This is a genomic window from Cryobacterium glucosi, assembly GCF_004402235.1.
Taxonomy (GTDB): domain Bacteria; phylum Actinomycetota; class Actinomycetes; order Actinomycetales; family Microbacteriaceae; genus Cryobacterium; species Cryobacterium glucosi.
The window spans coordinates 50,191-65,993 of record NZ_SOFS01000016.1; the positions used below are offsets into that span (position 1 = coordinate 50,191).

Consider the following 15,803-nt stretch of genomic DNA (forward strand, 5'->3'; position numbering starts at 1 on the left):
TCCCCCCATGGAAACCCGCTCCCTCCCCCTTCCGGACGGCCTCGCCGGCGTTCGCGTCGACGCCGGCATCGCCAAACTCCTCGGTTTCTCCCGCAGCTTCGCCGCAGAGGTCGCCGAGGCAGGCGGTGTCGCGATCGACGGCGTCGTGGTCGGCAAGTCCGACCGCCTGCACGCGGGAAGCTGGCTCGAGGTGAACTGGCAACCGAAGGACGCTCTCGAAATCGTTCCGATCGAGGTCCCCGACCTCACGATCGTCTACGACGACGAGAGCATCGTCGTCGTGAACAAGCCCTCCGGTGTCGCGGCCCACCCGAGCGTCGGCTGGACGGGCCCGACGGTTCTCGGCGCGCTCTCCGCCGGCGGCTACCGGATCGCGACCTCTGGGGCCTCGGAGCGCGCGGGCATCGTGCATCGCCTCGACGTGGGCACGAGCGGACTCATGGTCGTCGCGAAGTCGGAGACGGCGTACGTCGCCCTCAAGAAGGCCTTCCACGACCGCGAGGTCGAGAAGATCTACCATGCCGTCGTGCAGGGCCATCCCGACCCGAGTGCAGGCACGATCGACGCGCCCATCGGCAGGCACCCGCGCTCCGACTGGAAATTCGCGGTCATCGCCGGCGGCAAAGACTCGGTCACCCACTACGAGACCCTCGAGGCCTTCCCCTCGGCGTCCCTGCTCGAAGTGCACCTGGAGACGGGACGCACCCACCAGATCCGGGTACACATGGCCGCCCAGCGGCATCCGTGCGTCGGCGACGCTATGTACGGTGCAGACCCCTCGATCACGGCCAGGCTGGGACTCACCCGGCAGTGGCTGATCGCCAAACAGCTTGCGTTCTTCCACCCGGAATCCCGGGAATGGGTCACCTTCTCCGCCGAATACCCCGCGGACCTCGAGCATGCCCTGACCGTGCTCAGGGATGTCTAGGCCAGGAACACCACACACCATCTACCGGAGCATCCGTGTCGAATACCACTAGCGCGAACGGATCGAATGATTCTTTCGTGCACCTGCATGTGCACAGCGAATACTCCATGCTCGACGGAGCCGCGCGGGTCAAACCGCTGATCAAAGAGGCCGTCGAACAGGGAATGCCCGCGGTCGCCATCACAGACCACGGCAACATGTTCGGCGCGTTCGACTTCTGGAAGTCCGCGACGGACGCCGGCATCAAGCCCATCATCGGTACTGAGGCCTACATCACCCCCGGCACCGACCGGCGGGACAAGACCAGGGTCAAATGGGGCACGAGCGGCCAGAACCGCGACGATGTCGGCGGCAGCGGCGCGTACACGCACATGACGCTGCTCGCCGAGAACACCGCGGGCATGCACAACCTCTTCCGGCTCTCGACGAAGGCCTCACTCGAGGGCTACTACTTCAAGCCCCGCATGGACCGCGAGCTGCTGAGCGAGTTCTCGAACGGCCTGATCGGCACGACCGGCTGCGTCGGCGGCGAAGTGCAGACCCGCCTCCGTCTCGGCCAGTACGACGAGGCGAAGAAGGCTGCGGGGGAGCTGAGGGACATCTTCGGACCGGAGAACTACTTCTGCGAGATCATGGACCACGGCATCGACATCGAGCGCCGCACCATGAGCGAGCTGCTCCGCCTCGCCAAGGAGCTCAACCTCCCGCTCGTCGCCACGAACGACCTGCACTACACGCACGCCCACGATGCGACGGCGCACGCCGCCCTGCTGTGCGTGCAGTCGGCGTCGACCCTCGACGACCCGAACCGGTTCAAGTTCGACTCAGACGAGTTCTACCTCAAGACCGCGGCCCAGATGCGGCACCTCTTCCGCGACAACCCGGAAGCCTGCGACAACACGCTCCTGATCGCCGAGCGCTGCGAGGTGAAGTTCGACACCCAGGCCAACTACATGCCGCGCTTCCCGACCCCGGAGGGCGAGAACGAGGAAAGCTGGTTCGTCAAGGAGACCGAGCTCGGCCTGGCCCGCCGGTACCCGAACGGCATTCCCGCCGAGGTGCGCACCCGGGCAGACTACGAGGTCGGCATCATCGCCCAGATGGGCTTCCCCGGCTACTTCCTCGTCGTCGCGGACTTCATCATGTGGTCCAAGACGAACGGCATCCGGGTCGGCCCAGGGCGCGGATCGGGAGCCGGGTCGATGGTCGCGTACGCGATGGGCATCACCGACCTCGACCCGCTCGTGCACGGCCTGATCTTCGAGCGGTTCCTCAACCCGGACCGCGTCTCCATGCCTGACTTCGACGTCGACTTCGACGATCGTCGCCGCGGCGAGGTCATCCACTACGTCACCGAGAAGTACGGCTCCGAGCGCGTCGCCCAGATCGTCACCTACGGCACCATCAAGGCCAAGCAGGCCCTGAAAGACTCCAGCCGGGTACTCGGCTTCCCGTTCGGGATGGGCGACAAGCTCACCAAGGCCATGCCGCAGCCGATCATGGGCAAGGACATGCCGCTCACCGGCATGTTCGACAAGGACCACCCGCGCTACCGCGAGGCCGTCGACTTCCGCGCGATCATCGAGACGGATGCCGAGGCCCGCACGGTCTTCGACACCGCGCTCGGCCTCGAGAACCTGAAACGCCAGTGGGGCGTGCACGCGGCCGGCGTGATCATGTCGTCAGACCCGCTGATCGACATCGTGCCCGTGATGAAGCGCGAGGCCGACGGCCAGATCGTCACCCAGTTCGACTACCCGGCGTGCGAGTCCCTCGGACTGATCAAGATGGACTTCCTCGGGCTCCGCAACCTCACGATCATCGACGACGCCCTCGACAACATCGCCGTCAACCGCGGCCACCGGCCCGTGCTCGAGGACCTCGGCCTCGATGACCCCATCGCATACGAGCTGCTCGCCCGCGGTGACACCCTCGGCGTCTTCCAGCTCGACGGTGGCCCGATGCGCGCACTGCTCCGCCTGATGAAACCCGACAACTTCGAGGACATCTCCGCCGTCATCGCGCTCTACCGGCCGGGGCCCATGGGCGCGAACTCGCACACCAACTACGCGCTGCGGAAGACCGGGCAGCAGGAGATCGTGCCGATCCACCCCGAACTCGAGGAAGCCCTCAAGGACGTCATCGGCACCACATACGGCCTGATCGTGTACCAGGAACAGGTCATGTCGATCGCGCAGAAGCTCGCCGGCTTCTCGCTCGGCCAGGCCGACCTGCTGCGCCGGGCCATGGGCAAGAAGAAGAAATCGGAGCTCGACAAGCAATTCGCCGGGTTCTCCGCCGGGATGAAGACCAACGGGTACTCCATGGAGGCGGTGAAGACCGTCTGGGACATCCTGTTGCCGTTCTCCGACTACGCCTTCAACAAGGCGCACTCCGCGGCGTACGGCGTGGTCAGCTACTGGACCGCCTACCTCAAGGCGCACTACCCGGCCGAGTACATGGCGGCCCTGCTGACGAGCGTCGGCGACTCCCGCGACAAGCTCGCGCTCTATCTCAACGAGTGCCGCCGGATGGGCATCCAGGTGCTCCCGCCGGACGTCAACGAGTCCATCGGCTACTTCGCGGCCGTCGGTCCGGACATCCGCTTCGGGCTCGGCGCCGTGCGCAACGTCGGCTTCAACGTCGTCGACGCGATCCGCGCCTCGCGCGACGAGAAGGGCCGTTTCGAGTCCTTCCACGATTTCCTCCGCAAGGTGCCGATCCAGGTCGCCAACAAGCGCACGGTCGAATCCCTCGTCAAGGCCGGCGCCTTCGACTCCCTCGGAGCGACCCGCCGGGCCATGGTCGAGATCCACGAGGGCGCCGTCGAGTCCGCCGTGAAGATCAAGCGCGACGAGGAACACGGCATGGTCGGCTTCGACTTCGACAGCCTCTTCGACGACCCGCAGGAGACCGAACAGGTCCCGGACCGTCCGGAATGGAGCAAGAAGGAGAAACTCGCCTTCGAACGCGACATGCTCGGCCTCTACGTCTCCGACCATCCGCTCGCCGGCCTGGAGATCCCGCTCGCGAAACACGCCTCGACCTCCATCGCCGACCTGCTCGCCTCCGAACAGACCCAGGACGCTGACACCGTCACGATCGCCGGCCTCATCACGAGCGTCCAGCACCGGATCGCCAAGAAGAGCGGCAACCAGTACGGCATCATCCAGGTCGAGGACTTCGGCGGCGACATCGACGTGATGTTCATGGGCAAGGCGTACCAGGAGTTCGCGCCCGCGCTCATCAACGACTCGATCGTCGTGGTGCGCGGTCGGGTGAGCCTCCGGGACGACGGCATGAACATCCACGCATACAGTCTCTTCGCGCCGGACCTCGGACAGACCGGCGACTCTGGCACCCTCGCGATCACCCTCACAGAGGCGCGCGCGACGACCGACACCGTCACCGCGCTCGGCGACGTGCTGATCCGGCACCGTGGCTCCTCCGAGGTGCGGCTCAAGCTGATCAAGAACGATTCGGCCCGCGTCTTCGAACTGCCGTACCAGGTCACGATCAGCGCAGACCTGTTCGGCGAGCTCAAGAGCCTGCTCGGCCCGTTCTGCCTCAGCTAGAGGTCGCCGTCCCAGCCGAGCCGGCCGCGTCCGCCGCGCCGGGCGCATAGCCCGTCGGCTATGCGCCCGGGAATAGCCTTGGACCATGACACGTCGCACGAGCGAACCGTTCTACACCCCGGCCATCGTGGCCGGCCGGGCCATCTTCGGGGTCTTCCGGCTCAAGGCTGCGGCGACCGGCTTCGAGAACCTCCCCGATACCGGGGGAGCCGTCCTGGCGATCACGCACTTCGGCTATGCCGACTTCGCCCTCGTCGAATGGCAGGCCTGGCTGCACAACCGCAGGCACATCCGCTTCATGGCCAAGAAGGGCGCCTTCGACAAGCCCGTCGTCGGCTGGCTGCTGCGCGGTATGCACCACATCAGCGTCGACATGCAGGCGGGGGCCGCAGCATACGGCGAGGCCGTCGCCGCCCTGCGCGCGGGTGAACTCCTCGGGGTGTTCCCGGAAGGCGGGGTCAACGCCTCCTTCACCGTGCGCGAGCTCAAGTCCGGCGCGGTCCGGATGGCGAGGGAGGCCGGCGTCCCGGTGATCCCTGTCGCGGTCTGGGGCGGCCACCGGCTGCTGACGAAGAACCACAAGCCCACCCTGCGGGAGGCGTACCGGGTGCCGATCCGCTTCTCCGTGGGAGCGCCGTTCGAGCTCGACCCCGCCGTCGACGCCCAGGAGCTCACCGCGCAGCTCCACGACACCCTCCAGGCCATGGTCGACGAACTCCAGGCCGGGTATCCCGTCGACGGTTCCGGCCAGTGGTGGCAGCCGCGCCATCTCGGCGGCGCGGCTCCGACCCCGGAGGAGGCTGCGGTCGTCGAGGCAGAACGCCAGCGGCTCCGCGCGCTCAAGCGCACTGCCGCGACACGCGACGACGCCTGACCCGGCCAACGGGTCGTTCGCCTCGGCTCAGAGCGCCGCTTCCGGCCCGGGCACCCGGTACATCCGCTCGTGGTAGAGCAACGCCTCGTCTTCGTCGCCGAGGCCGCCCTCCTCGATCTGGACGACGATCACGGCGCCGTTGTGCACAGAGACCCGCTCGATGATGTGGCCGACCATCCAGCTCGTCACGTCGTTCAGCACCGGCAGGCCGTGCGGACCCTCATGCCAGTGGTCACCGGCGAAGCGCAGGGCGTTCGGCCCGCTCATCCGCTCGGCGAGGGCGCGATTGCGTGCGCCGAGGGTGTGGATGACGACGCGCTCCGTCTCGGCGATCGCCGGCCAGGAGCTTGCCGTCCTGGCCATGTTGAAGGTCGCGAGCGGCGGCACGGACGACAGCGAGGCAAGTGAGGTCGCCGTGAAGCCGACGGGGGTTCCGTCGGTCTGGCGCGCCGTCACGCACGCGACACCGGCGGCGTGGCGCCGGAACGCCTGCTTGAACGCGGCGAGGTCGAGAGGGGCGTTCGGATCTCCCTCGAGCCGGGGAACGGTCGGTGTTTCGCGGATGTCGTTCAGTTCGTTCATGTCACTTGCCCCAAGGTCTGTGAAGGCCACCCTATTCCCGTGTGATGGATGTTGGTGGCTAGGCTGGTCAGACATGATCCAGAGACTTGACCTACGAGGCACCCGGCCGACGCCGGCCGAACTGCTCGCCACCATTCCGCGCGCCGTCACCGATGTGACCGCCGCGAGCGCCGTGGCCGCCGAGCTCATCTCCGACGTCCGCGCGCGCGGCGAGGCGGCGCTCTACGACCAGGCCGAACGGCTCGACCGGGTGCGCCCTGACGCGCTCCGGGTCCCGGCCGGCGACATCGCCGATGCCCTGGCCGGGCTCTCGCCCGAGGTGCGCATCGCCATCGAGGAGACCATCCGGCGGGTCAGGCTCGCGAGCGAGGCCCAGGTGCCGCCGCACGTGACCACGACCATCGCCGAGGGAGCCGTGATCACCCAGCGGTGGCAGCCGATCCGTCGCGTGGGCCTCTACGTGCCGGGCGGCAAGGCCGTCTACCCCTCGAGCGTCGTGATGAACGTCGTGCCAGCGCAGGTCGCCGGGGTCAGCTCGATCGCGCTCGCCTCACCGCCGCAGCAGGCGTTCGGCGGACGCGTGCACCCGACCATCCTCGCCGTCGCCGGGCTACTCGGCGTCACCGAGATCTACGCCATGGGCGGCGCCGGCGCTGTCGGCGCGTTCGCATACGGGGTGCCGAGCCTCGGCCTCGACCCCGTCCAGCTCGTCACCGGCCCCGGCAACGTCTACGTCGCCGCCGCCAAGCGGCTCGTCCGCGGCGTCACCGGCATCGACGCGGAAGCCGGCCCCACCGACATCCTCGTGATCGCAGACTCCGACGCAGACCCGCTCCTCGTCGCGGCCGACCTGGTCAGCCAGGCCGAGCACGACGAACTCGCGGCCGCCGTGCTCGTCACCGATTCGGTCGAGCTCGCGGATGCCGTCACCGCGCGACTCGCCGTGCTCGCGGTGACAACCCCTCACGGTGAGCGGGTGACCGCCTCGCTCTCCGGAACCCAGTCCGCGATCGTGCTCGTCGACGACCTCGCCGCCGCCGCCGCATTCAGCAACGCCTTCGGGCCGGAGCACCTCGAGATCCAGACCAGGGACCCGCACGTCGAACTCGCGCTCATCGAGAACGCCGGGGCCATCTTCCTCGGCCCGAACTCACCGGTGAGCCTCGGCGACTACTCAGCGGGCTCCAACCACGTGTTGCCGACCGGCGGCCAGGCCCGGTTCTCGTCCGGCCTCGGGGCGTACACGTTCCTCCGCCCGCAGCAGGTCGTCGAGTACAGCAGGGACGCACTCCGCGGTGTCGCCGCCAATATCGCGGCGCTGTCGGACGCCGAGGATCTCCCCGCGCACGGCGCGGCCGTGACCGCCCGCTTCGCCTGACCCGAACCGATTCGACGGAGATTGTGTCCGGAAGCCACGGGGGAGTGCCGTTCCGGGGTGTTTCAGACCGAGCGCCCGTCGAATCGGTCAGGGCGTCGGGGCGAGGGTGTGGCGCGACGCGCCCGGGCGACGGCGAATCCCCCGGAAAGGGGCGCTAGGCTGGCAGCACAATGTTCTGCCCGTTCTGCCGCCACCCGGACTCCCGAGTCATCGACTCGCGCACGAGCGACGACGGACTTTCCATCCGTCGCCGTCGCCAGTGCCCCGAATGCGGTCGCCGGTTCAGCACGACGGAGACCGCGAGCCTCAACATCGTCAAGCGCAGCGGCGTCGTCGAACCGTTCAGCAGGGACAAGATCGTCACCGGTGTCCGCAAGGCCTGCCAGGGGCGGCCGGTGACGGACTCCGACCTCGCCCTCCTCGCCCAGCGCGTCGAGGAGACCATCCGCCAGACGGGTGCCTCCCAGGTCGCCGCGAACGACGTCGGCCTCGCGATCCTGCCGCCGCTGCGTGAACTCGACGAGGTCGCCTACCTCCGCTTCGCGAGTGTGTACCGCGCGTTCGACTCCCTCGAAGACTTCGAGAGCGCCATCGACCAGCTCCGCAGCGAACACGAGGAGAGTCTCCGCAACGGGGCCCTCGACGACGAGCCCGAACTGTAGCCGGTGTACCCCTTCTTCTTCCGGCACGTGCTCGCGCGGCTCGACCCCGAGCGCGCACACCACCTCGCCTTCACGGTGATCCGTCTCATTCCGAGCCGGGGCATCGGGCGGCTTGTCCATGCGTTCACCCGGCCGAGAACCGACCAGGCCGTGCACACCCTCGGCTTGCGCTTCGATTCCCCGTTCGGCGTCGCCGCAGGCTTCGACAAGGACGGCCTCGCCGTGATCGGCCTGGGCCGCCTCGGCTTCGGTCACGTCGAGGTCGGCACGATCACGGCGCTGCCGCAGCCGGGAAACCCGAAACCGCGGCTGTTCCGTCTGGTCGCCGACCGCGCCGTGATCAACAGGATGGGCTTCAACAACCAGGGCGCTGCAGCGGCAGCAATGCGCCTCGCCTGGGTGCGTTCGATCGCAGGACGGCCGGTGCTCGGCATCAACATCGGCAAGAGCCGCGCGACCGCGGTGGACGACGCCACGAGCGACTATCTCGTGAGCGCCAGGGCCCTCGCGCCCCTCGCCGACTACCTCGTCGTCAACGTGAGCTCGCCGAACACCCCAGGCCTCCGCGGCCTGCAGGAACTCGACCAGCTGGCCCCGCTTCTCACCGCCGTCCGGGCGGCGTCCGGGAGCACCCCCCTGCTCGTCAAGATCGCCCCTGACCTTCGCGACGAGGAAGTCACCCGCATCGCCGAACTCGTCGTGCGGCTCGGCCTCGACGGCATCATCGCGACCAACACGACCATTTCACGCGAGGGTCTCTCGACGGATGCCGCCAGGATCGAGGCCATCGGAGCCGGCGGCCTGTCGGGGGCCCCACTCCGGGCCCGCTCGCTCGCGGTACTGCGCCTGATCCGCGCGAGCGTTCCCGCCGGCCTCTGCGTGATTTCCGTCGGAGGAATCGACACCGCCGCCGACGTCGCCGAGCGGCTCGATGCCGGGGCGACCCTCGTCCAGGGCTACACGGCGTTCCTGTACCGTGGCCCGCTCTGGGCGCGCCAGGTCAACCGCGGCCTCGACCGGCTCCGCGCGTAACCTCCCCGCCTGACGTCAGCGGCCGGTGCGAGGTGCGCGGGCATCCGCCGATCGCTCAGATGAGCGGTGCGCCCGGCGCGAGGACTCCGAGCGCTACGAGTTGCCTGGCGAGGCTCGCACCGTCCGGCCCGTAGACCCAGCGGGGGTCCGTGGACTCGAGGGCGGCATCCTTTGCCCGTCGTCCGGCGAGAACCGCCTCGCTCGGGGAGAGCTCGCGAATGGCGACGGCCTCGACGCTGCCGGGGAACTCGCGCTGGAACTCGCTGTAGATGTCCTCGTCGTGCTGGCCATCGTCCCCGACCAGGATCCAGCGGATCCCGGGAAACTCCAGGGCCAGGCGACGCAGGTTGGCGCGCTTGTGGTCGGTGCCGCTGCGGAACCACCGGTCGTGGGTGGGGCCCCAGTCGGTGAGCAGCAACGCGCCGGCGGGGTAGAGGTTACGGGAGAGGAACCGGGTCAGGGTCGGCGCGACATTCCAGGCGCCCGTCGACAGGTAGATCACCGGGGACCCCGGCGCCGCCGCGGTGAGACGGTCCAGGAGTACGGCCATGCCGGGGGTGGGCACCCTCCCGTGTTCGTCGAGCACGAACGTGTTCCAGGCGGCGAGCAACGGCCGGGGGAGGGTCGTGACCATCACCGTGTCGTCGACGTCGGAGATGATGCCGCGATCGACGAGCGGAGCGACGATGAAGAGCGGCGCATCGACGGGTGCCGAGGCATCCGTGCTGAGTCGGGCGACCTGCCAGCCCGGCGTGAGCGGCAGCCGGATGACCGTGTCGACGACGCCGCCGCGGTCGGCGCTCACGCGGTGGCTGAAGCCGTTGATCTCGATCGTGACGGTGACGTCGTGCACGGGAACCGCGGTGAAACTGCGCCAACCGCGGATGCCGGCCTCGCGCCGTTCGGCTCGCCAGCGTCTGCGCGTGACGGCCTTCTTGGTCCGAGCCGGCTTGGCCAGCAGAACCCGGCAGAGAATCCGCACCCATTCGGTGCTTCCGTATCCCGCGTACGGGATGACCGTGGGCAGATAACCGCGTTTGCGGGCGCTACGCTCGCGACGTTCGTGCATCCAGTCTTCGATCCGGGCTGCGCGATGCATCATTTTCGCAGGTCGGCCCGCATTCGTTGTTCTGGAAGGCTTCGGCACGCCTCCTAGTTTGTCATGTGCCGCCCCTTTCGGGAGGATCCAGTCGTGCCGCGACCCGTTTGGCATCGCCGGGGGGACAAGACCCGTAGGATTGGGTCCTACTTCAAGGAGGACAAGTGTCAGTGAGTGACCTTTTCGAGGGGGACATCGTTGAGGCCGGCGCACAGGTCCGGATCGAACCCATCCAGCAGCGCAGCACGGCACGCCTGTCCGGCCTGCTCGATGCCGCTGCCGTCGTCGTCGACGAGGTCGGCTTCGACCGGATCACGACCGCGATGGTGGCTGAACGCGCGGGGGCATCGATCGGAACCGTGTACCGCTACTACCCGGACCGGGTCGCAGTACTGCATGCCCTGCGTGAGCGGGCCATTCAGCGATATCGACTCCGCGTCGCCAGGGAAATCAAGCTTGCAGACCCGAAGACCGCCTGGGAGACCATCGACTGCGCCATCACGGCCTTCGTCGAGATGTACCGGACCGAACCGGGCTTCCGCATCATGCACTTCGCCGACAGGGAACGGCTTCCGATCAGCTCGGCGAGCCCGGCCGACGGGATCGAGGTCGGCTTCCTGGCCGGCCAGCTCGCAATCGCTCTCTCCGAGCGGTTCGGCCTCCCGTACGGGCCGGATCTGCTGTTCCGGCTTGAGGTCATGGTCGAGATGGCCGCAGCGGTCCTGTCGAGAGGGTTCCAGTCCAACGTCCTGGGCGACGAGCGATACATCGCGGAGGCGAGGCGGGTCATCGCGGTATACCTGGCGGGCTACTACGGCGAGGAACTCGAGCAGGACGGTGCAGCAGTCCCAGTCTTGGAATCTGCTGAGTAGAGCTTGGCATCCGGCGGCTTTCCTGATTGGGTGGGAGATCGCTGGCACGTGTTGATTCGACATCAAGCGAGGAATGGGCCACTTCCATGATTGAGTTCCGATCGGTGACGAAAGAATTCCCGGACGGCACCCTTGCGGTCGACGACTTCAGCCTCACGGTTCCCTCGCACCGCACGACCGTGCTCGTCGGATCCTCCGGCTCCGGGAAGACCACCCTGCTGCGGATGATCAACCGCATGGTCGATCCGACGTCCGGCACGATCGAGATCGACGGCGTCTCCGTCGCGTCCCTCGAACCCGTGAAGCTGCGGCGCAGCATCGGCTACGTGATGCAGAATTCGGGACTGCTCCCGCACCGCACCGTCGTCGACAACGTCGCGACCGTGCCCCTTCTGCGTGGTGTGCCGCGCAGGACGGCGCGGGCGGATGCGCTGCGCCTGCTGGACACCGTCGGGCTCGACCGCGCCATCGCCGACCGGTACCCGAGCCAGCTGTCCGGCGGCCAGCAACAGCGCGTCGGCGTTGCCCGCGGCCTCGCCGTCGATCCCAATATCCTCCTGATGGACGAGCCCTTCGGCGCCGTCGACCCGATCGTGCGCGCGGAGCTGCAGCAGGAGCTCATCCGGCTGCAGCACGAGCTCGGCAAGACCGTCGTGTTCGTGACGCACGACATCGACGAGGCGTTCCTGCTCGGCGACCAGATCGCCATCCTGCGGGAGGGCGGCCGGATCGCCCAGCTCGGCACCCCGGCCGAGATCCTCGCCAACCCGGCCGACGACTTCGTCGCGAGCTTCGTCGGTGCCGACCGGGGAAAGCGCGCCCTGCACGTCGAGAGCCAGGACGGCTCGGACGTGCTCGTCGACTCGGACGGGCGACCCGCTGGCGTTCTCGTCGGCCAGCGCTCCGGCGCTGGCCCGTCCGGCGGGGCCCGGTCAGACGTCCCGCACATCGTACCGACGGAAGGCCCGCCCCGGTGACGTGGCTCTGGTCGAACCTCGACCTGGTCTGGCTCCGCACCCTCGACCACATCGTGCTGAGCCTGCCGCCGATCCTGCTGAGTTTCGTGTTCGCGCTCCCGCTCGGCTGGCTGGCCAACCGGTACCGGCCGACCCGCGGGGCGATCCTGTCGATCGCCGGCCTGTTCTACGCCATTCCGTCCCTGCCGCTCCTGTTCATCCTGCCGGTGATCATCGGAACGAGCCTCCGCTCGCCGGCGAACCTGATCGCCGCACTCACCCTCTACGGGCTCGCGCTCATGGTGCGTGTCGTCGCCGACGGACTCGCGTCCGTCGACCCCGACGTGCGGCAGTCGGCCACCGCGGTCGGTTTCTCGGCGTGGAGCAGGTTCTGGCTCGTCGAACTCCCGCTCGCCGGCCCCGTGCTCCTCGCCGGGGTGCGCGTCGTCGCCGTCAGCACCGTGAGCCTCGCGACCGTCGGCGCCGTGATCGGAGCAAAGAGCCTCGGCAGCCTGTTCACCGACGGTTTCCAGCGCGGCATCCAGGTCGAGATCATCACCGGCATCGTGGCGACCGTCCTGCTCGCCCTCGTGCTTGACGGGGCTGTCGTGCTGCTCGGCCGGGTGCTGATGCCGTGGACCCGCCGGACCCGGCGCATCCGCCCGGCACCCGCTGCGGTGCTCGGACCCATGCCCGTCGTTCGGAGTGTCGCATGAATTACTTCACGGATGCGGTCGCCTGGCTCCTCGACCCGGCGCACTATCCCGGGCCGACCGGGATCCCGGCCCGGCTCGGCGAGCAGCTCCTCTTCACGGTGGTGACCCTCGTGCTCGCCTCTGTCATCGCCATCCCGGTCGGATTCCTGATCGGGCACACCGGGCGCGGACGGGGGATCGCCGTCGCGACCTCCGGCGGGTTGCGCGCCATCCCCACCCTCGGCCTGCTCACCCTCGTCGCCCTCTGGATCGGCATCGGGCTCGGCGCCCCATACGTTGCCCTGACCGTGCTCGCGATCCCGCCCATTCTCGCCGGCGCATACACCGGGTTCGAGGCGGTCAACCGCGCGACGATCGACGCGGCGAGGGCCGTCGGCATGACGGAGCTTCAGATCGTGCGCCACGTTGAGATACCCCTCGGACTGCCCTTGCTCATCGGCGGGCTGCGGTCGGCGACCCTGCAGGTCGTCGCAACGGCTACCCTTGCCGCATACGTCGCCGACTTCGGGCTCGGCCGGTTCCTCTTCGCGGGGCTCAAAACCAACGATTACGCCCAGATGCTCGGCGGGTCGATCCTGGTGATCCTGCTCGCCCTCGTTCTCGAGGGCCTGTTCGCCGGTCTCCAGAAACTCGTCGTACCCCGCGGCGTCGCAGTCGGACGCCCCCCAGTCGACCGGAAGGCGTCGACCCGACGTCGCCCGGGGATGGAACCCGCCATCACGAAAGGAATCTGACAATGTTCACAGCGAAAAAAGGCCGGCTCGCGGCAGTCGCCGCGGTCGCGGTTGGGGCCGTCGTAGCCCTTGCAGGGTGTGCGTCCAGTAATCCACTGGGCACCGGAAGTAACGCGTCGAGCGCACCGACGACACTCGTCGTCGGATCCCAGGACTACTACTCGAACGAGATCATCGCCGAGATCTACGCCCAGGCGCTCGAGTCGAACGGATTCACCGTCGACCGCCAGTTCCGGATCGGACAGCGCGAGGTCTACCTGCCCGAGCTGAAGTCCGGGTCGATCGACGTCTTCCCCGAGTACACCGGAAGCCTGCTGCAGGCGCTCGACAAGGCCGCGGCCGGCGGAACGAGCGATGCCGTTCACGACCAGCTCGTCAAGGCCCTCCCGAGCGGCCTGACCGCCCTCGACAAGTCCGACGCGAGCGACCAGAACTCGTGGACAGCGACCCAGGCCTTCGTCGACACCTACAAGCTCACCGATCTCGCCTCCCTGAAGAACGTCACCGAGCCCATCACGGTCGGCGGCAACTCCGAACTGGAGACGCGGCCATACGGGCCGACGGCGCTCAAGGACAAGTACGGCATCACGATCGCCGGATTCGTGCCCGTTGAGGACAACGGCGGACCGCTCACCGTCAAGGCGCTGGTCGACAACAAGATCCAGCTCGCCAACATCTACACGGCAGACCCGAACATCAAGTCGAACAACCTCGTCGCCCTCTCCGACCCCGACGGCCTGTTCTTCCCGGACAACGTCGTGCCCATCGTCTCCAGCAAGGTCGACGAGAAGGCTGCCGGCGTCCTCAACAAGATCAGCGCGGCGATGACCGCTGCGGACCTCGTGAGCCTCAACGCCCAGAGCGTCAACGACAAGGAGTCGGCGGACAAGATCGCCTCCGCGTGGCTCGCGCAGGCGAAGCTCTTCTAGTTCGTCGCTCTCTCATCGCGGTCACCCGCGACGTCCAGGACCGCCCGGTTGCCTCGCAGCCGGGCGGTCCTGTCTGTGTCCGCTCAGGCCTGGGCGAGGAGCACGGCCGGCAGGACGAGGAGGGCAGCGGCAGAGCCGAGAACGGCGACGGAGGCCGCCGCGGTGAGGCGGGGCGGCGGGGTCAGCAGCCGGCGGACCCGGGGCGTGACGAGATCGACGGGACGGTCGCGGGAAACGAACGCCGCGGCATCCGCCGCCCCGGCGGAGAACCGGGCCTCAGGCGACCGGCCGAGCCCCGCAGAGCCGACGAGCGCGATCGCCGTCGCGAGGGTGTGGTCGTCGACGGCGAGCCTGGCCTGGTCGTCCGCGAGCATCTCGACGAGAAGGGCGACGGCGTTCTCGGCCCGGTTCGCGATCGGGAACCAGGGCAGGGCACTGTGCCAGGACTTGAACGCGACGAGCACGAGGTGGTGCCGCTGGGCGAGGTGGGCCTCCTCGTGGGCGACGACGGCGCGTACCTGCGGCGGGTCGAGCAGGCTGAGCAACCCGCGCGAGAGCACCGTCGCCGAGTGCGTCACGCTCGGCAGGCAGTATGCGACCGGGGAGGCGTGGTCGATGACGCGGGTGCCCGGTCGTCCCTCGAGGGGCTCGCTGAGCAGCCGGACCAGGTTGAGGTGCCTGCGCTGCTGGCGCTCCGCGTGCACGAAGGTCACGGCGAGGTTGAGTACGAGGTGACCGCCGAGCAGGAGCGCCCCGCAGAGGGCGAGAACGTGGTCGAGGGAGGTGCCTGCCGGGACCGAGCCGGTCGCGAGGTGGTCGGCGAGCGAGCGGATGCCGGCGACCGGGTTCGCGCCGAACGGGATCAGCCCGTAGACGAGGAGCGCCCCGATCATCGCGAGCCCGCCCGCGAGGGCGATCGACTGCCAGAGCACGAGGGCGACGCCGGGGGAGCCTGCCGGCCAGGCGGACCGCGCGAGCAGCACCGGAACCGGCCAGGCCAGCAGGACCGCGAGCACGCCGAGGGCGAGCGCCGTCGTCAGCACGACGACCGGTTCACTCGCGGTGCAACGGGATCGTTTCGAGGAGGCGGCGGAGAGTCTCCGCCTCCTGGGGACTGACATTGCCGATGAACCGGGCGAGGGCATCCTGCCGGTCGGGGGCGGAGCCCAGCACCTCGTGCATCAGCCCTGCAGTGTGTTCGGCGCGGGTCGTCATGGCACGGTAGCGATGCGGGCGGATGCCCCGGTCTCGAACGACGAAGCCCTTGGTTTCGAGACGCGACAGCACCGTGAGCACGGTCGTGGTTGCGAGCGGCTTGCGGTTCGCTGCACTCGCGGCCGGCGTGAGCAGGCGGTCACGCAATTCATTCGCCGGCAACGATTCCCCGGAATCCCAGAGGACATCCATCAGCAATCTCTCCAGCACACCGAGACTTCCCATAGTCAGGGAGTTTAGTATGCCGTTCC

General features: G+C 68.5%; 15 protein-coding genes. 11 read left to right on the plus strand and 4 right to left on the minus strand.

All coding sequences use genetic code 11. The features are described 5' to 3' along the window. Window positions 1-7: 7 nt before the first annotated feature. From E3O46_RS06850 to E3O46_RS06860, 3 genes are all read left to right on the plus strand, one after another. Window positions 8-928: an RluA family pseudouridine synthase gene (locus E3O46_RS06850; protein ID WP_134446087.1), complete on the plus strand. Its 921-nt coding sequence runs from the start codon at window positions 8-10 to the stop codon at window positions 926-928. A 107-nt stretch (window positions 929-1,035) separates the two neighbouring features. Continuing rightward, window positions 1,036-4,503, plus strand: a complete 3,468-nt coding sequence (dnaE, locus tag E3O46_RS06855) for a DNA polymerase III subunit alpha (RefSeq protein WP_134558368.1) — start codon at window positions 1,036-1,038, stop codon at window positions 4,501-4,503. Between the two features lie 85 nt (window positions 4,504-4,588). Continuing rightward, window positions 4,589-5,377 carry a lysophospholipid acyltransferase family protein gene (locus E3O46_RS06860; RefSeq protein ID WP_134446085.1) on the plus strand — a complete coding sequence of 263 codons (789 nt, stop codon included), beginning with the start codon at window positions 4,589-4,591 and terminating at the stop codon, window positions 5,375-5,377. A 27-nt stretch (window positions 5,378-5,404) separates the two neighbouring features. On the opposite strand, the gene E3O46_RS06865 is transcribed toward E3O46_RS06860, so the two are convergent. Then, window positions 5,405-5,959 (minus strand): flavin reductase family protein, encoded by a 555-nt coding sequence (locus tag E3O46_RS06865; protein WP_134446084.1) that lies wholly within the window; start codon window positions 5,957-5,959, stop codon window positions 5,405-5,407. Window positions 5,960-6,032: 73 nt separating this feature from the next. Here E3O46_RS06865 and hisD point away from each other — a divergent pair, with 73 nt between their 5' ends. From hisD to E3O46_RS06880, 3 genes are all read left to right on the plus strand, one after another. Beyond that, the gene (gene hisD / locus E3O46_RS06870) at window positions 6,033-7,337 is read left to right on the plus strand and encodes a histidinol dehydrogenase (protein WP_134446083.1); all 1,305 of its coding nucleotides are present in this window, start codon (window positions 6,033-6,035) and stop codon (window positions 7,335-7,337) included. A 170-nt stretch (window positions 7,338-7,507) separates the two neighbouring features. Continuing rightward, window positions 7,508-7,999, plus strand: coding sequence for a transcriptional regulator NrdR (gene nrdR / locus E3O46_RS06875; RefSeq protein WP_134446082.1), 492 nt, complete (start codon window positions 7,508-7,510; stop codon window positions 7,997-7,999). A gap of 3 nt (window positions 8,000-8,002) precedes the next feature. Next, window positions 8,003-9,031 carry a quinone-dependent dihydroorotate dehydrogenase gene (locus tag E3O46_RS06880; RefSeq protein ID WP_134446081.1) on the plus strand — a complete coding sequence of 343 codons (1,029 nt, stop codon included), beginning with the start codon at window positions 8,003-8,005 and terminating at the stop codon, window positions 9,029-9,031. Between the two features lie 55 nt (window positions 9,032-9,086). On the opposite strand, the gene E3O46_RS06885 is transcribed toward E3O46_RS06880, so the two are convergent. Continuing rightward, window positions 9,087-10,133, minus strand: coding sequence for an App1 family protein (locus E3O46_RS06885; protein WP_166791035.1), 1,047 nt, complete (start codon window positions 10,131-10,133; stop codon window positions 9,087-9,089). Between the two features lie 167 nt (window positions 10,134-10,300). Here E3O46_RS06885 and E3O46_RS06890 point away from each other — a divergent pair, with 167 nt between their 5' ends. The 5 genes from E3O46_RS06890 (at window position 10,301) to E3O46_RS06910 (ending at window position 14,337) form a co-directional block, all read left to right on the plus strand. Beyond that, window positions 10,301-11,002 carry a TetR/AcrR family transcriptional regulator gene (locus E3O46_RS06890; protein ID WP_241975252.1) on the plus strand — a complete coding sequence of 234 codons (702 nt, stop codon included), beginning with the start codon at window positions 10,301-10,303 and terminating at the stop codon, window positions 11,000-11,002. 86 nt (window positions 11,003-11,088) lie between these two features. Continuing rightward, the gene (locus E3O46_RS06895; RefSeq protein WP_134446079.1) at window positions 11,089-11,979 is read left to right on the plus strand and encodes an ABC transporter ATP-binding protein; all 891 of its coding nucleotides are present in this window, start codon (window positions 11,089-11,091) and stop codon (window positions 11,977-11,979) included. Next, a complete protein-coding gene (locus E3O46_RS06900) occupies window positions 11,976-12,674 on the plus strand; it encodes an ABC transporter permease (protein WP_134446078.1) in 699 nt (232 codons plus the stop codon). Before E3O46_RS06895 ends, E3O46_RS06900 begins: the two co-directional genes overlap by 4 nt. Then, window positions 12,671-13,408 (plus strand): ABC transporter permease, encoded by a 738-nt coding sequence (locus E3O46_RS06905; protein WP_134446077.1) that lies wholly within the window; start codon window positions 12,671-12,673, stop codon window positions 13,406-13,408. Before E3O46_RS06900 ends, E3O46_RS06905 begins: the two co-directional genes overlap by 4 nt. A 2-nt stretch (window positions 13,409-13,410) precedes the next feature. Next, window positions 13,411-14,337, plus strand: a complete 927-nt coding sequence (locus E3O46_RS06910) for an ABC transporter substrate-binding protein (protein ID WP_134446076.1) — start codon at window positions 13,411-13,413, stop codon at window positions 14,335-14,337. Window positions 14,338-14,420: 83 nt separating this feature from the next. Here E3O46_RS06910 and E3O46_RS06915 read toward each other — a convergent pair whose 3' ends face one another. Both E3O46_RS06915 and E3O46_RS06920 read right to left on the minus strand, forming a co-directional pair. Next, window positions 14,421-15,380 (minus strand): M56 family metallopeptidase, encoded by a 960-nt coding sequence (locus E3O46_RS06915; RefSeq protein ID WP_241987356.1) that lies wholly within the window; start codon window positions 15,378-15,380, stop codon window positions 14,421-14,423. 10 nt (window positions 15,381-15,390) lie between these two features. Next, window positions 15,391-15,777 (minus strand): BlaI/MecI/CopY family transcriptional regulator, encoded by a 387-nt coding sequence (locus E3O46_RS06920; protein ID WP_134446075.1) that lies wholly within the window; start codon window positions 15,775-15,777, stop codon window positions 15,391-15,393. Window positions 15,778-15,803: the final 26 nt, after the last annotated feature.

Excerpts from the sequence above, each read along its gene's own strand:
- E3O46_RS06910 (WP_134446076.1), top strand. The coding sequence starts at position 13,411 with ATGTTCACAGCGAAAAAAGGCCGGCTCGCGGCAGTCGCCGCGGTCGCG.
- E3O46_RS06920 (WP_134446075.1), bottom strand. The coding sequence starts at position 15,777 with ATGGGAAGTCTCGGTGTGCTGGAGAGATTGCTGATGGATGTCCTCTGG.
- dnaE (WP_134558368.1), top strand. The coding sequence starts at position 1,036 with ATGCTCGACGGAGCCGCGCGGGTCAAACCGCTGATCAAAGAGGCCGTC.
- nrdR (WP_134446082.1), top strand. The coding sequence starts at position 7,508 with ATGTTCTGCCCGTTCTGCCGCCACCCGGACTCCCGAGTCATCGACTCG.
- E3O46_RS06905 (WP_134446077.1), top strand. The coding sequence starts at position 12,671 with ATGAATTACTTCACGGATGCGGTCGCCTGGCTCCTCGACCCGGCGCAC.
- E3O46_RS06895 (WP_134446079.1), top strand. The coding sequence starts at position 11,089 with ATGATTGAGTTCCGATCGGTGACGAAAGAATTCCCGGACGGCACCCTT.
- E3O46_RS06885 (WP_166791035.1), bottom strand. The coding sequence starts at position 10,133 with ATGATGCATCGCGCAGCCCGGATCGAAGACTGGATGCACGAACGTCGC.
- E3O46_RS06865 (WP_134446084.1), bottom strand. The coding sequence starts at position 5,959 with ATGAACGAACTGAACGACATCCGCGAAACACCGACCGTTCCCCGGCTC.
- E3O46_RS06850 (WP_134446087.1), top strand. The coding sequence starts at position 8 with ATGGAAACCCGCTCCCTCCCCCTTCCGGACGGCCTCGCCGGCGTTCGC.
- hisD (WP_134446083.1), top strand. The coding sequence starts at position 6,033 with ATGATCCAGAGACTTGACCTACGAGGCACCCGGCCGACGCCGGCCGAA.
- E3O46_RS06860 (WP_134446085.1), top strand. The coding sequence starts at position 4,589 with ATGACACGTCGCACGAGCGAACCGTTCTACACCCCGGCCATCGTGGCC.